Raw genomic sequence first — 13,282 nt, forward strand, 5'->3', positions numbered from 1 at the left:
ATTAACCTATCGGGCAGGTGTGGGTAAAAATGTCCTTTAATTCTTCCGAAACCCAAATAAGTGCCGGCGATGTATCACTCTCGGTGAGACAATGGAGATGAAGTACGCCCACCACTTCCACGCCTACCAGCCAGGCGACATAGTTTACGTTAAAGATGGCAAAGGCGATAGACCCATCGAGTACGAAGAAAGAAAGAGCCCCGTTGCCATAAGAATCCGCGGGGAAGAAGTTAGGGGTGAGAACTGGACACAGGCGATGCTCTACTCCTACGAGCACATAGCTGATACACTCTCACGCATGAAGGGAATAAGCATAGATATCGAGCCCTTCACCTTCCTCATGCTCTTCAACTACCACAAAAGCACTTTCGAGGACGCCGTTGAACTTCTCAGGAGGTTCGACGCCGTTCCGACGACGCCTTTCCACCCGATAGTGCCACACCTCGATGAGTTTGAGCAGAGAATCCTCGCGAGGGTCTCCTTCGACTTCTACGCTCCGCTGATTAGTGATAAGCCCGTAATCGGCTACTGGCTCCCCGAGGCCGTGATAACGAGAAGAACCGCCGAGATCATCGAGTCCTCAACGGACAAGAAGCTGGTCTTTCTCCTCGATGAGAGGCAGCTCCTCTACGACTTCCCCCAGGCGAAGCATTCCTGCAACCGCTACGGCAACTCCTTCATTTTCGGAAGGGAGTGGGGCATAAGCGACGCCTTTGCCTTCAACACCCTCGACGTTCCCGGCCTGGTCTCGGCCACCCTATCCCACCGCGACGACCACAAGGAGAACCTCGGCGTCCCCTATCTAATCTTCACCGCCAGCGACCTTGAGAGCCTTCTCGGCAATCCGGCACAGCTCGACCGCTTCACCGCATGGATGGAAGGGCTTGAGGCGAACAGCGTCGAGAGGGTCTCGGCGATGGAGTTCGTGGGGAGGAAGCTCTCCGGGGAATACAGGCGCCTCGACGGCGAGTGCTCCTTTGAGATGAAGGTTAAGGACTACTCTGCCTGGAGCGACTACTTTGACCTGAGCACCGACGGCAAGACGAGCGACTCCAGATGGCTTGGCTATAGACGAGCCGACGGAAAGGTCTTCGCAAGGGAGGTGAACGGCAGGAAGATTTCCCAGCTCTGGAAGGTCGCCTTCACGAGGCTGTTTGAGGAGCTGAACAGGACGGTGAGGTTCGGCGTTCTGAAGGGCCTCGAAGACCTCGGCGTGGGGCCCTCAAATGCTGAGGAGTTCTTAATCAGATACGCGAGGATTTTCTTCAGGGACTACTATGACCACTTTGATATGGAAACCTCCCCCGATTACGCCCTTGAGCCGGCCAACGGCGAGGGGGACGCTTTAAAGCTTGGCAGGGTTTACTACCTCATGCTCCTTGCCAACCACTCCTGCCCGCGCTTCTGGGAGAACCTGGACACGCGCGTCGCCTTCGGCAACGTCTCGGTCATGGCCAAGGCTCTCATCGAGCTTATGGAGTACTTCGATGGGAACGAGCTCCGGAGCCTCTTCGTGGGGGCATGCCTAAAACTCCTCAACTTCGAGGGTCTCTACCACCTCTGGAACCTTGGAGCGATGCCTTCTCTGGAGGGCTGGGAGACGGATGAGAGGGCATGGCTCGATGCGCTCAGTCCGGAGGTGCCCAACAGTGCTTACAACGTCGTGACGAGAGCTGCTCTTTACGTTGGAAAGCGCGATCTGAAGGGTGAACTCAGGAGTCTAATCGAACCCTACAACCTCAGCTGGGCCGTAGCGGACACGGGCCACATACCGGGAGAGGTTCACGGGCACTGGGAAAAGGGGGAATGGTGTGAGCACAGGTTATAAAAATTCGTTCTATCCTTGCGTTAGGTTTCCTAATTTTGTTAGATTAACACTTAAAAGTGTTGGTGCTATATTGGTAGCGCCGTCATCGTGGGGAGGTGGAGGGAGTGGACAAGAAACACCGGAGTAATCCAGGCGATGGAGAGTTCTCCTGGGAGCACCTGCTTATTAAACTTGGAGGGAAGGAATACCTTAGGCTCAAGCGCATACTTGAAGACGTCAAAAAGAACGGAATTGGAAAGAAGGCTTTTCTGCTAGCCCTTCAGGTTCCACTTCTCTCTGCTCAGGAAGAGATAGGCCTCGTCCCCCAGCTCCTTCGGAACGTAGTCTAGCAGAATCTCCGCGCTCCTGATGGCCTCCCTCACGTTCTTCCCCATGGCGACCTGGTTCTTCTCAATGAGCTCAACGATGACCTCGGCGATGTCTTCCTTCACCCTCTTTTCCGCGAAGAGCCTCTTCCCTCTAATCCACACCCGCTCGTTCTTCCGGTAGAAGTCCCAGCCTCTCTCCGTGAAGAACTCCGGGCCGGGCTTTATCATTACCCTCTCCCTTTCCCTGCGGTCCACTTCCAGCATTATGAATGCTTTGTTGCCGCTATGCCCAACGTTCCAGCCGAGGACGCTGAAGCCTTCCCGCGGGAGGGCCTTTTCAAAGCCCCTGGCTGTTCTCTCCAGCTGTGGAAGGAGGACGTCCTCGACAAGGTTGGGAGCATCGAAGGCCAGCGTCACGAGGTGGGTTCCCTTCCTCCTCAGCTCCCCGAGATAGCTCCCGCTTTTCCTATTCTCTGGGAAGAAGAACTCCCTTGAGGGGGTTTCCAGGAACTGATGGGCCTTGAAGTAGAAAAAGCCATAGCGCTCCCAGCCCAGATTGGCGGCAACATTACGCCTCGGGTCAACGGGGTCTATGACTATCAGGGGCCTGTCTGCTTCTGCCTCGCGTCTGACCGTTTTCATGGCTAGCTCATACTCCCGCTTGAGCCAGTTACCGGGGTCGATTATCTTCTGCCTCAGCATGAAGTCGGCGTTTTTGAGGACGTCCAAGAAGGAGCCGTATTTGATAACGAGGATCTCCGCGAGATACCCGGAGAAGCCCCTGATGTATATCTCGCTCCCGTAGGCGTTTATCCCCTTCAGAAAGCGCTTGAGGAGCCTCACTTCATCGTTCCTGTCCCCAAGGTTTTCGAGAACCCAGCGGTTGTGGAGTATCGAGCGGTCCACGGCTGTTCTCACGTCCCTCCAGCTCTTCACGTCGTAGCAGGGAACGAGGTCAACCTTAACCCCCCTATAGCGCGCCCTCACGTAAGGATGTTCCGCGTAGGCGATTTCGTAGGAGTCGAGCTTCTCCGAGATGGCTTTGCCGAGTTCCAGACCTTTTTCCCGGAGCTCTTCGAGGGGGATGTCGGGAGAGAAAGCCAGGAAGAGGTCAACGTCGTGGTCTCCGGCCAGGTAGGTGTCCTTGGCGAGCGAGCCGACGAAGTAGGGCTTAACGTCGAGGCCCAGGCTTTCTATGGTTTCCTCTGCTATGGCCTTCAGTTCCATCATCAGGCTTTCCACGAAGGCCCTCTCCTCCTCGGTTGGACGGATTTTGGTCAGAACTTCCCCAATGATGTCATCAGTGTCCATACTCTGCACCTGTTGATACTTAGCTATCAAAATATTTATATATCTTTTGTTACCAAGCTGTCAATGATGTGAGATGGAGGATCTGGCCGTCTTACAAAACCCCTGGTGGGCTGACCCCGATGCGATATACGAGGACGAACGGGTTAGGAAAGCTCTCTCCAGAAAACTGAGGATTGGCTATCGTTTCGAGCCGCTCAACAAAATCCTGATCGGCCCGAGGCAAGTCGGCAAGACCACATACATGAAGCTCTCTATAGCGAACCTCCTAGAATCGGGAGTCAGCCCGAGAAACATCTTTTACTTCTCGTGCGATCTCCTGCGGGACTATCGTGAGATAGTTTCGGTTGTTAAGTCGTTTCTCCGGAGTGTGAAGGGAACGGCTTACGTTTTTCTCGATGAAGTCACTTTCGTTGAGGGCTGGGAGCGGTCGGTTAAGTTTCTCTTAGATTCTCCCCTTTCATCAAAGATGATACTCCAGGTTACGGGCTCAACTTCCGCCGGGATAAGGAAGGAGAGCTTTCCCGGGAGGAAGGTAAAAGTCGAGGAGTTCCTTCCACTGGACTTTAGGACGGTTTCTATTCTCTTTGAGCCAAAACTGAAGGACCTCAAACTTCCCCACGGACTTCCAAAGACGGGCAGGGAGTTCTACGAAAACGCCCTTGAGCTCTATCCCTACCTCGAAGTTCTGAGCGGGGCACTTGACTTTTACCTCTCCTCAGGGGGCTATCCCAGGTCAATCTACGAACTCCTGGAAGGCAGGATAACCTCGGAAACATATGAGATGATATACAACGCCACGGTTCTCGACGTTGTCAGGCTCGGAAGAAGCGAGAGAATAGCACTCTCAATAATACTGGGCCTCCTCCGCCGCTATGGTGAGGGGATAACCTTGAACTCCCTCGCTAAGGAGCTTGAGATAGGCTCTCATGTTACAGTGAGGGATTATCTCGAACTCTTTGAGGAGCTGTTCATTGGGCGGAACTACTTTCAGGTCAAACTACATGAGCTCGTCCCCATGTTTCGAAAGGAGCGTAAATTCTACTTTGCCGACCCCCTACTCGTTCAAACCTTTAGGAGGCTCTTTGGGAAGGGGCCCGAGACCGATAGGATAATTGAGGGGGTTGTTGGCGAACATCTGAAACGCCTGTATCCCACCTACTTTTTCAGCGGTTCCAGGGAGGTGGACTTTATAACTGCCGGCTTTGGAGTTGAGGTTAAGTGGAGGAACAGAGTTAAGTCTTCGGACTTTCCAAGGGTTGGGATAAAGGAAAAGATACTCCTTTCAAAGGACAAGCTTGAGTTCCTTGAAGAAAACAACCTCGCGATAATCCCGGTTCCACTCTTTTTATTTCAGCTTCACCCGGCCAGCTCGAACCTCGCAACGGTCTCATAGATTGGGCCCTTTGGAGTCAGCGTGCTCTTCTTCAGCTCTATGGCCTCGACATCGAACTCGCCGAAGTCTTCATTGGCAAGGTCTTTGAGCGCCATCGCCAGCTCAACCTTATCGCGCACGAACTTCACCCTGCCTATGGTTATGTGCGCCACGAAGTCCTTGTCCTTTTTGAAGCCCAGGCGGCGCATCTCCTTCTCCACATCGGCCGCTATCGCCTTTATGTCCTCGTCGTTCTCTATTCCTGCCCAGATTACGCGGACGTAGTTCGGGTTCGGGAAGACGCCTATACCCTTAACGCGAACGCGGTGCTTCTTATGTTTTTTAGCTATCTCTGCTAAAGCCTTCTTGACCTCTTCTGCCGTTGCCTTGTCAATCTCCCCCAGGAACTTGAGCGTTAGGTGGAAGTTCTCGCGCTCGACGAACTTTATCTTTGCTGACTTGCTCCCTATTCTCTCCTGGGCCTTAAGGAGGTTGTCCCTAACGCTATCGCTAACCTCGATGGCTATGAACGCCCTCATAACACCACCGAGAAAAGTTGGGGGGAGGGGTTAAAGGGGTTTCGAATTTCTTAACCTTCACCACCCTAGAAACCACATCAGGATGAACGCTATTACTCCGATTTCCCACATGGTATCCAGTGGCAGTCCTTCCAAACGTTTTGACTTTGTGTGCTTCAGGAGAAATATTGCTAAAATATAAAGAAAGATTAGGAAATCTAGAATTTTCCTGTAGTTCATTTTCTCACCCCTTAGTTATGCCATAATTATGATAGGATCTCCTAACACTTGCTTGGGTGGGTTGCAATACTTTCTAACAAATTCGCCCTTATAAATCTTTCCATCTGCTAAAGTAAAAGAGTTGCATAGTGATGCAACGGAAAGTGTGGGAAGAGAGAAGAAAACCTCACTCCCTCACCACAACCGGGAACTCCTCCCAGGGGAAGACTATCCACTTGTCCGTTCTGAAAACGTAGAAGTCCGGAATTACTTTCGTCCATGGCTTCATGCTGAGGCAGGCCACCTTAACCTCGCTCGCCCCGGCCTTCTTGACCTCATCGATGACGACTTCGAGGGTCTTTCCCGTGTCGCTGACGTCGTCCACTATAACGACCTTCTTGCCCTCCAGGGAGCCGTGGAGGGGGATGGTTATGACAGGCTTCTCCATCCTTTCCTCGATGTCCTTGTAGAACTTTACGTCTATTACCTTGACCTCTAAGTCACCGAGGATGTGGCTGAGCCTCACGGCCGGGATGAGCCCGCCCCTCGCTATGCCGACTATGACATCGGGTTTATACTCCCTCAACTTATCGGCAAGCGCGAATATCGCCCTGTCCACCTGCCACCACGTGAGGTAAACCTTGTCCATCTCAACACCTCCGAATAGCGTGAGTTTTGACCCTCACAACTTAAGGCTTTCGGGTGATGGGTAGAAGTTAAAGTCCTCGGCTTAAAAAGCCTCCGTTGGCAGGAAAATGTTAAAATTAATTTTTGGTGATATCTGAGAACATGTTTTGAATTAATGTATAGTTGTGTTAATCTATTCATAAGCTTACTCATCTTCCTTTTGTCCCAAAGTCTTAGATAAATCATAATTAGAAAGAAACACTACTGAAAAAAAAAAGGAAAAAGAATTACTTCTAGTAAATAGAAAAACTTATATATTGGATCATCAACAAATGTAATGAAAATGTTGGGAGGATGGTCTATATGAAACATCAGATCCTGGGTAGCATGATATTAGTACTGCTAGTGTTTGGTATTAGTGCCCTACCCGTTGAGGCATCGGGTATGCAAGGATATGGACCAGAGATTACAAGGGATATTTTAAAGCAAGTTATGAAGGAATATGTAGCGCTAAAAGCACAAGAACGGACGAGGGAAGCAGACATGCTGTTAGAGAAATATGGAATTGTTAAACTTGGAGAAATCAAAAAGACTTTCAGTATTCCTGTATCGAGAGGAATTTCTTCAGTAAAGTCTCAAAAATTTGGTAAGGGCTTACCTCATCCTGACACATGGGTTTCGCAAAGTGACCTTACTTTGACTATAGAATATCTTATTCAGCAACAATATGCTACTTTGTTTATTGACTATTACTGGGAATGGGATTTGACTGAAGATCTGGCTGACAGTGGGGACATGGATGTCATATCAATAACGACTGTGGTTGGGAAGACTAGTGAAAACCTTCTTGTGAAACCAGTAGATGTGTGGGGTGGCCAGTTAGAGTCTGGTAGCGCGTTTGGAAACCATGATGTTGTAAAGGTTGTGGACGATCCAGACTTTGACTGGAACAGTGGTGTTCTTGAACACCATTTGACTTTTAAAGTTGGTGACCAGATCAAACGTGGGGTTATTCAAGTTATGTACGATATAAATACAGAGTATCTGCTCGGGAGGGGTGGTGCAATCACTACCTATGTGACCTACGTACACACCTTCGGAAATAAGTGGCTAGAAGATGTTACTACTGATGTAGCAGGCTTAATAGCTGATGGGGCTACCGCAGTAATATTAAGGGATCCAATAGTGGGGACAATAACTTCGAAAGTAGTAGAATTTGCTGTAGATCTGGCGGTCTCATGGGCACTAGAAAACTTTGGTATTGTCAGGGATGGAATGTGGGCTGCTGATCCTGCGAGTGCGTATATTTCATTACCTGACTACTGGCCTCCAGGAGCGTTGAGTGTCGGGGGGATTAATAAATGAGCATGAGGGAAGTCCTGAGTGAGTTTTGGGCAGAGTTTCTCTTTATTTATCTCTTCATACCCATTGTGTTCGCCATCTACGTGATTGCAACCCCTCTTTCGGAAAGGTTCCCGGGTTTTAGCTGGGAAGGGCTCCGGAGTTTTATATATGGGGCAAGTTTTCCACTGGTAATATACTTTGCCCTGATGCGGAACCCGAGGGAGAGGAAAATCGCCGAGAAGTACCGTCGTAGCAAGAGGACTATGGCGTATTACATACTCTCCGTGGCCCTGGTGGCCTTCCTTCCTGTGCCTTTTCGGTATGCTCTGCCCCTAATTGTCATTATGACGGTCTTCTTCTTTCACAGGACTTACAGGATACGCCTCGAAGAAATGGGGTATAAAAGCTGAGAGAAAAGGGCTTCAGCTGATGACACACTTGCTCCAGCCGCAGCGCGGGCACGTTGCACAGCCGCTCTCCATCTTAAGCTCGACGAGTTCCCCATCCTGCTCGTAGCAGACCGGGCAGTAGGCAACGCCGAGGAGCTCCTTTATCTTTTCCTCAGGCATGTCCGGCTTCTCGGCGTGGTGGGGGTGCTCGTGCTTCGGCTTTGCCGCAACGGGTCTGCTTATCGAGAAGGTTATGCCTGCGCTCTCTGTTTTCTCCTTCCCGTTGGTGCCGTTGAGTATTGCCTCGACGTTGATGAACTTCGAGAGCCAGGGCTCGGCTTCAACGACGGCTTTAAGCTTCTCCACCGCATAATCGCTCGGCTTGGCCTTGACGCGCTGCTTCTTCTCGCCCTCAACGCTGTAGACCTGCACCGAGAGCGAGCCGTCGCGGTAGACTGTTATTCCCTTACAGCCTAGCTTGTAGGCGAGGAGATAGGCAGCTTTAACGTCCTCGACGGTGGCGTCGTTCGGCATGTTGATGGTCTTGCTTGCTGAATCGGTGAGCCAGAGCTGGATGTTCGCCTGGGCTAAGATGTGGTCGAGCCAGTGGATGTCCATCGAGGTGACGAAAACCCTCTGCATGTCCTCGGGAATCTCTTCAAGGCCCTGCACCGAGCCGTAGTTGTCGCTTATCTTCCTGAGTATCTCGTCGCTGTACAGCCCCCTCTTCTTCAGCTCCGCCTCGAAGACCGGGTCGACGTAGTAGAACTCTCCAACTGTAACGCTCTTCTTGTAAACCAAAGCGAATATGGGCTCGATTCCGCTGGAGGTGTCGGCTATCATCGAAACCGAGCCGGTCGGCGGGCACGTGGTGACCATTCCGTTCCTCACACCGTAGCGCTTGATCTCCTCGGCCAGCTCGTCCCAGGGTAGGTTCCATATCTCGCGGTGGTAGAAGCCCTCCACCGGCAGTTCGCCGTCCTTGTATTTACTCTTTTCGTAGAGCGGGAAGGGCCCGCGCTTTTTCGCGGCTTCAACCGAGTATTTGTAGGCGTAGAAGGTGAGGTACTCGGTGGCCTTCCTCATGAAGTCGTAGCCCTCTTTGCTGTTGTAGGCTATGCCCAGCTTGAAGAGTGTGTCCGCTAGGCCCATCATTCCGACCCCTATCCTTCTCGTCAGCTTGGTGTTGTGGTCTATCTCGGGCAGCGGGAAGCGGTTCACATCTATTGCGTTGTCGAGGTACTTGGCGACCTTTTGAATGACATGGGCGTACTCGTCCCAGTCAAAGTAAGGCTCGCCGTTCTCGTCGTACTTCACGAACTTTGCGAGATTTATTGAGGCCAGATTGCACGATTCGTAGTCGTAGAGAGGCTCTTCTCCACAGTTATGGCTCATGAAGCCGTTGCTTATGTAGCTGTGCTTTTCTGGAACTGTAAAATCGTAAACCAGCTCCTCACCGAGTATTTCAACGCTCTCAACTGTGACAATTGGCTCGTCCCGCTTGGTCTTCTTAAGGCTGAGCTTTTCCATCTTGTAGCCTTCAAAGCCGATCTTCTCCGCAAAGAGCTTCCTGCTGTAGTTGGCTATGACGAGCTCATGATAGCCCTCGGCCTTATAGGTTCTCTCCTCACCGTCCTTGGTGGCGTATTTGAACTCACTGGGATAAGGTCTCTCGTATATCTTGGACAGGATTCCAAAGAGCAGAAGCAGATCCTGGACGTCCCGCAGAAGTTCTCTGTCGCGGGAAGTCAGCCTTATTGCCATATCGTTGTCCACGTAGCCGTCAGCGCTGAAGAGGCCGCGGAGGAACGCAGATATCTCGTTGGACCTGAGCCTGTACACGAGCTCCGGAACGCGTTTTTCATTGGTTTTTACAGTGCTTTCAAGCCACTTGTAAGCCTTTCCTCTAACGCCGAGTTTGATCTGGTTGCCGTAGCGGTGGGGTTCCGCATTAATTCCAAAGTGCTTGGCCAGTATCTCCTTAATCTTCCAGGCGATTTCTTCTTCCTTTTCTGCGTTGAAGTAGAACCATGCCCTCTTGTCGTTTGTATTGAGGTAGCCGTCCCCAATGAACCATCCGAGGACGAAAGCCAAGTCCTCGCCTATGCTCTCGCTTCCAAACTCATCTTCGATCTCAAACCTGGGGAGGAGTATTTTGTCACCCGGCTTGAGCTCTCCAACTTCCTTCCAGCCCTCCGGTGTCATCAGCCTGTGGTCGAGTGTAGCGGTTATCTCATAGCCTTCTTTTGTCTTAACCCTCGCGACAGTCTTCTTTCCAACCTTCCAGACATAGGCCAGCACCGTTATGGGGTCAGCTATGACGAGCTCTTTGCCGTGGGCCGTTCTGTATTCGACCTTTTCCTCTCCGGGGAGGAGAACTTCGACGGAGTATGCGTAGGGTTCTCCACCCTCGGTTATCCCCTCGACTGCAACCGCTTCCTTCTTTCCGCGCTCTTTTGCGAGTCTGAAGAGCTCTTCCGCCTTTATGTAACCTTCTGGGGTCAGAACCCTAGTACTGCCAACGACACACGGATTTGTCGCACGGATTTTTTCGCCCTTCGCCGGCTCCAGAACGTTTCTTTTGTTGATGACGTCGAAGAAGACCACACCGGGGTCTGCCTTGGCCCAGGCCATGTAGGCGAGCTCTTCAAAGAGGCTCTTGGGGTCTATCTCCTTGACCTTTTCGCCGGTGCGCGGGTTGACGAGCGGGTAGCGCCTGCCCTCTTTGAGCGCCTCCCAGAAGTCGGCCCAGATGCCCACACTGATGTTGAAGTTGCTCAGCACGTTCGTTCCGACGTTCTTCTCCTTGGCATGGATGAACTTCTCTATGTCCGGGTGCCAGACCTCAAGGATGCCCATGTTGGCCCCGCGCCTCACGCCGCCTTGCTTGATGACGTCGCTGACGGCGTCGATGAGGTGCATGAACGAGACAGGGCCCGATGCAGCGCCCGCTGTGGAGCCGACAAAATCGCCCTCAGGACGGAGCTTTGAGAAATTAAGGCCAGTACCTCCTCCCATCTTCTGTATCATGGCAACATCATGCGCTGCCTTCATTATGCTCTCCATGTCGTCCTCTATCGGCACGACGAAGCACGCCGAGAGCATCCCGAGGGGCCTGCCGGAGTTGATCAGCGCCGGCGTGTTGGGCATGAATATCTGGCTCGTCATCAACCTGAAGTACTCCTCGACTTCGCCCTCGTAGTCATCAAAGGCGCCGTTTTCGAGCATCTTTATTACATCGTCGATCGGCACCTTCATCTGGCCCTTCTCGGCCAGCTCGCGGTAGAGGTTGAGGAGCCTCTCGAAGTGGTACTTGTTGAGCTTGAACCTTCCAATGGAGAGCTTTCCGTCGTACTCGTCAAGCAGTCCCAGGTAGTGCTCAACCCTGCCCAAGTCCTGCTCGTGGTTTCCGTTTTTGTCAAAAACGCGCTCGTCGTAGAGCAGGTCTGGGATGACTGAGAGAACCGCGACGCGCTCGAAGAGCTCCCTGGGGCTCTCAATTATCTCCCCCTTCTCGTTTTTTATGAGGTAGCGGGAAGCCAGAACGCGGAGGGCGTTGATTGAGAAGCGTTTGTCTATTTCGTCCAGCTTGTCCTTGTTGAGGATTTTCTTCTTCTCCTCCCTTATCTCGGCCTTCTTCTTGCGGTAGAGTATATATGCCTTTGCGACATCGAAGAGTCCGGCGCGCATGAGCTCCAGCTCGACTATATCCTGGATGTTCTCTATGTGTGGGGTTTGGCCGTCGTACAGCTCGTTGACCCTTTTGACGACCCTTCTAACGACTTTGTTGAGGAGCTTCTCGTCGCGGACGCCGACTTCAAGCATTGCCCTTTGTATAGCCCATTTTATACGCTCTTTATCGAACGGGACAATTCTGCCGTCCCTTTTCATCACTTTTTCAACCGGCATATAAACACCCCTGACATACAGCTGTTTATCGTCGCCCCCATTAGTAGAAGCATCAGCAAAAGTCTATGCCGGCCACCCCTACATATACCTTACCCCGTTGGAAGTTGCCGGGGTGACGAATTTATCCCCTGAACTTTGCCTGGTATGTAAGGTGGTAGAAAAGGGAGATGTCGGATAATTTATCCAAACGTCAAAGACCCTCGTAGACCAGCTTGAGCCTGTAGGCGTGTTTAAGCTCTTCCCCGGCCATCATTTTGAATATGTGTCCCAGGGAACCGTCCAGTATTTTGGAGAGCCTGGTGTAGAGCTCGTAGGCGTGCTTTTCCCTCACGAGGGCTTCGAGGATCAGCTCCTCAAGGCTCTCCGGCTCCGCCCGCTCATCGCTCAGCATGGGTTCGAGGGAGAGTGAGTCGAGGTAGTCTATGACTGCCGTTTCCTCCAGCGTCCCCTCGGAGAGCATTCCTTCGAGGGTCTTCCGGTGCCTCAGCTCCTCCTCGGCAATCAGCTGGAAGGTCTCGACTAACTCGGGTCTCTCAAAGGTAGCGAAGGTCTCACCGAGCTTGTGGAGGTTGTAGAGCTCGTTCTCCTGCCATATAAGCCTTTCTAGGAGTTCCCCAAGCTTCATTGGGCTTCCTCCGTGAGGGTCTTCAGGTATTCAAGGAGTTCCCTAACGCTCGGCAGAACGAGGTCTGGCCTTATCCCCGTCTCCTTAACGTCCTTCAGCGTGCTTACCCCAGTCAGAACCATCACCGCCTTCATGCCGAAGCGCTTGGCGAAGAGGATGTCGGTATCGAGCCTGTCGCCGACCATCCATATCTCATCAACACCGTCGAGCTTGCTCCTTGCCACCTCGTACGCGGGCTCGTTTGGCTTGCCTATTATCAGGGGTTCCTTTCCGGTTGACGCCTTCAGCGCGGCTATTATTGAACCGGCGCCGGGGTAGAGGCCCTCTTCAGCCGGATACGTCGTGTCGGGGTTGGTGCCTATGAATCTCGCCCCGTTCCTTATTGCCAGCGTGGCGTACTTGAGCTTCTCGTAGGTCATGTCTGGATCGAGGCCGACGACGACATAGCGGACTTGCCTCCAGGCACCTTTTCTTGCCTCTTCGATGCCCACGATTCCCCAGCCGAGGCGCTCCATCTCCCTGTGGAGCCCCTCCCCGCCGATGACGAAGACATTTCCGGGTTCGAAGTGCCGTTCCATGTACAGCCTCGTGGCGAGGCCTGAGGTGACTATAACCTCCTCTGGGACGTCGATGCCTATAGAGAGCAACTTTTCCCGGTACATGGCGGGGTCTCTGGTCGAGTTGTTGGTGAGGAAAATGAAGGGAATGCCCACCTCCTTCAGAAAGTTTATCAGCTCGCGGGCACCTTCAATGGGCTCGCTTCCGCGGTAGATTACGCCGTCCATGTCGAAGATGAGGCCGATTTTCCTCAGCATGGAAAAAGAATTGGGGA

Annotated in this window: 12 protein-coding genes; 5 read left to right on the forward strand and 7 right to left on the reverse strand. The window is 52.3% G+C overall.

Annotated features, from left to right (window positions below; translation table 11 throughout):
- Nucleotides 1–91: 91 nt before the first annotated feature.
- Together A3L14_RS01025 and A3L14_RS11620 are read left to right on the forward strand one after the other, a co-directional pair.
- Nucleotides 92–1,828 carry a hypothetical protein gene (locus A3L14_RS01025; protein WP_055429905.1) on the forward strand — a complete coding sequence of 579 codons (1,737 nt, stop codon included), beginning with the start codon at nt 92–94 and terminating at the stop codon, nt 1,826–1,828.
- A 104-nt stretch (nt 1,829–1,932) separates the two neighbouring features.
- Complete coding sequence (locus A3L14_RS11620; RefSeq protein WP_143597797.1) at nt 1,933–2,157, forward strand: hypothetical protein; 225 nt, start codon at nt 1,933–1,935, stop codon at nt 2,155–2,157.
- On the opposite strand, the gene cca is transcribed toward A3L14_RS11620, so the two are convergent.
- Nucleotides 2,080–3,447, reverse strand: coding sequence for a CCA tRNA nucleotidyltransferase (cca, locus tag A3L14_RS01030; protein WP_055429904.1), 1,368 nt, complete (start codon nt 3,445–3,447; stop codon nt 2,080–2,082). The two genes, A3L14_RS11620 and cca, sit on opposite strands and share 78 nt — an antisense overlap.
- Before the next feature lie 73 nt (nt 3,448–3,520).
- On the opposite strand from cca, the gene A3L14_RS01035 reads away from it, so the two are divergent.
- A complete protein-coding gene (locus A3L14_RS01035; RefSeq protein WP_055429903.1) occupies nt 3,521–4,840 on the forward strand; it encodes an ATP-binding protein in 1,320 nt (439 codons plus the stop codon).
- Here A3L14_RS01035 and thpR read toward each other — a convergent pair.
- From thpR to A3L14_RS01045, 3 genes are all read right to left on the reverse strand, one after another.
- Nucleotides 4,804–5,358: an RNA 2',3'-cyclic phosphodiesterase gene (gene thpR, locus A3L14_RS01040; protein ID WP_074631336.1), complete on the reverse strand. Its 555-nt coding sequence runs from the start codon at nt 5,356–5,358 to the stop codon at nt 4,804–4,806. The genes A3L14_RS01035 and thpR overlap by 37 nt on opposite strands.
- A 57-nt stretch (nt 5,359–5,415) precedes the next feature.
- Nucleotides 5,416–5,577, reverse strand: a complete 162-nt coding sequence (locus A3L14_RS11625) for a hypothetical protein (protein WP_157628444.1) — start codon at nt 5,575–5,577, stop codon at nt 5,416–5,418.
- A gap of 166 nt (nt 5,578–5,743) precedes the next feature.
- Complete coding sequence (locus A3L14_RS01045; protein ID WP_055429902.1) at nt 5,744–6,205, reverse strand: phosphoribosyltransferase; 462 nt, start codon at nt 6,203–6,205, stop codon at nt 5,744–5,746.
- Nucleotides 6,206–6,570: 365 nt separating this feature from the next.
- Here A3L14_RS01045 and A3L14_RS01050 point away from each other — a divergent pair, with 365 nt between their 5' ends.
- Complete coding sequence (locus A3L14_RS01050; protein ID WP_143597796.1) at nt 6,571–7,548, forward strand: hypothetical protein; 978 nt, start codon at nt 6,571–6,573, stop codon at nt 7,546–7,548.
- Nucleotides 7,545–7,937: a hypothetical protein gene (locus tag A3L14_RS01055; RefSeq protein WP_055429900.1), complete on the forward strand. Its 393-nt coding sequence runs from the start codon at nt 7,545–7,547 to the stop codon at nt 7,935–7,937. The genes A3L14_RS01050 and A3L14_RS01055 overlap by 4 nt, the downstream gene beginning before the upstream one ends.
- 12 nt (nt 7,938–7,949) lie before the next feature.
- Here the strand turns inward: A3L14_RS01055 and A3L14_RS01060 are convergent, their stop codons facing one another.
- The 3 genes from A3L14_RS01060 to A3L14_RS01070 all read right to left on the reverse strand — a co-directional run bounded on the left by A3L14_RS01060 (nt 7,950) and on the right by A3L14_RS01070 (nt 13,265).
- On the reverse strand, nt 7,950–11,825 hold the full coding sequence (locus tag A3L14_RS01060; RefSeq protein ID WP_055429899.1) for an adenosylcobalamin-dependent ribonucleoside-diphosphate reductase: 3,876 nt from the start codon (nt 11,823–11,825) through the stop codon (nt 7,950–7,952).
- Between the two features lie 190 nt (nt 11,826–12,015).
- Nucleotides 12,016–12,450 carry a ferritin family protein gene (locus tag A3L14_RS01065; protein WP_055429898.1) on the reverse strand — a complete coding sequence of 145 codons (435 nt, stop codon included), beginning with the start codon at nt 12,448–12,450 and terminating at the stop codon, nt 12,016–12,018.
- Nucleotides 12,447–13,265, reverse strand: a complete 819-nt coding sequence (locus tag A3L14_RS01070) for an HAD-IIA family hydrolase (protein ID WP_055429897.1) — start codon at nt 13,263–13,265, stop codon at nt 12,447–12,449. The genes A3L14_RS01065 and A3L14_RS01070 overlap by 4 nt, the downstream gene beginning before the upstream one ends.
- Nucleotides 13,266–13,282: the final 17 nt, after the last annotated feature.

The organism is Thermococcus thioreducens, from assembly GCF_002214545.1.
GTDB classification, from domain to species: Archaea; Methanobacteriota_B; Thermococci; order Thermococcales; family Thermococcaceae; genus Thermococcus; species Thermococcus thioreducens.

Excerpts from the sequence above, each read along its gene's own strand:
- A3L14_RS01070 (WP_055429897.1), bottom strand. The coding sequence starts at position 13,265 with ATGCTGAGGAAAATCGGCCTCATCTTCGACATGGACGGCGTAATCTAC.
- A3L14_RS01025 (WP_055429905.1), top strand. The coding sequence starts at position 92 with ATGGAGATGAAGTACGCCCACCACTTCCACGCCTACCAGCCAGGCGAC.
- A3L14_RS01045 (WP_055429902.1), bottom strand. The coding sequence starts at position 6,205 with ATGGACAAGGTTTACCTCACGTGGTGGCAGGTGGACAGGGCGATATTC.
- thpR (WP_074631336.1), bottom strand. The coding sequence starts at position 5,358 with ATGAGGGCGTTCATAGCCATCGAGGTTAGCGATAGCGTTAGGGACAAC.
- A3L14_RS11625 (WP_157628444.1), bottom strand. The coding sequence starts at position 5,577 with ATGAACTACAGGAAAATTCTAGATTTCCTAATCTTTCTTTATATTTTA.
- cca (WP_055429904.1), bottom strand. The coding sequence starts at position 3,447 with ATGGACACTGATGACATCATTGGGGAAGTTCTGACCAAAATCCGTCCA.
- A3L14_RS01060 (WP_055429899.1), bottom strand. The coding sequence starts at position 11,825 with ATGCCGGTTGAAAAAGTGATGAAAAGGGACGGCAGAATTGTCCCGTTC.
- A3L14_RS01055 (WP_055429900.1), top strand. The coding sequence starts at position 7,545 with ATGAGCATGAGGGAAGTCCTGAGTGAGTTTTGGGCAGAGTTTCTCTTT.
- A3L14_RS01065 (WP_055429898.1), bottom strand. The coding sequence starts at position 12,450 with ATGAAGCTTGGGGAACTCCTAGAAAGGCTTATATGGCAGGAGAACGAG.
- A3L14_RS01050 (WP_143597796.1), top strand. The coding sequence starts at position 6,571 with ATGATATTAGTACTGCTAGTGTTTGGTATTAGTGCCCTACCCGTTGAG.
- A3L14_RS01035 (WP_055429903.1), top strand. The coding sequence starts at position 3,521 with ATGGAGGATCTGGCCGTCTTACAAAACCCCTGGTGGGCTGACCCCGAT.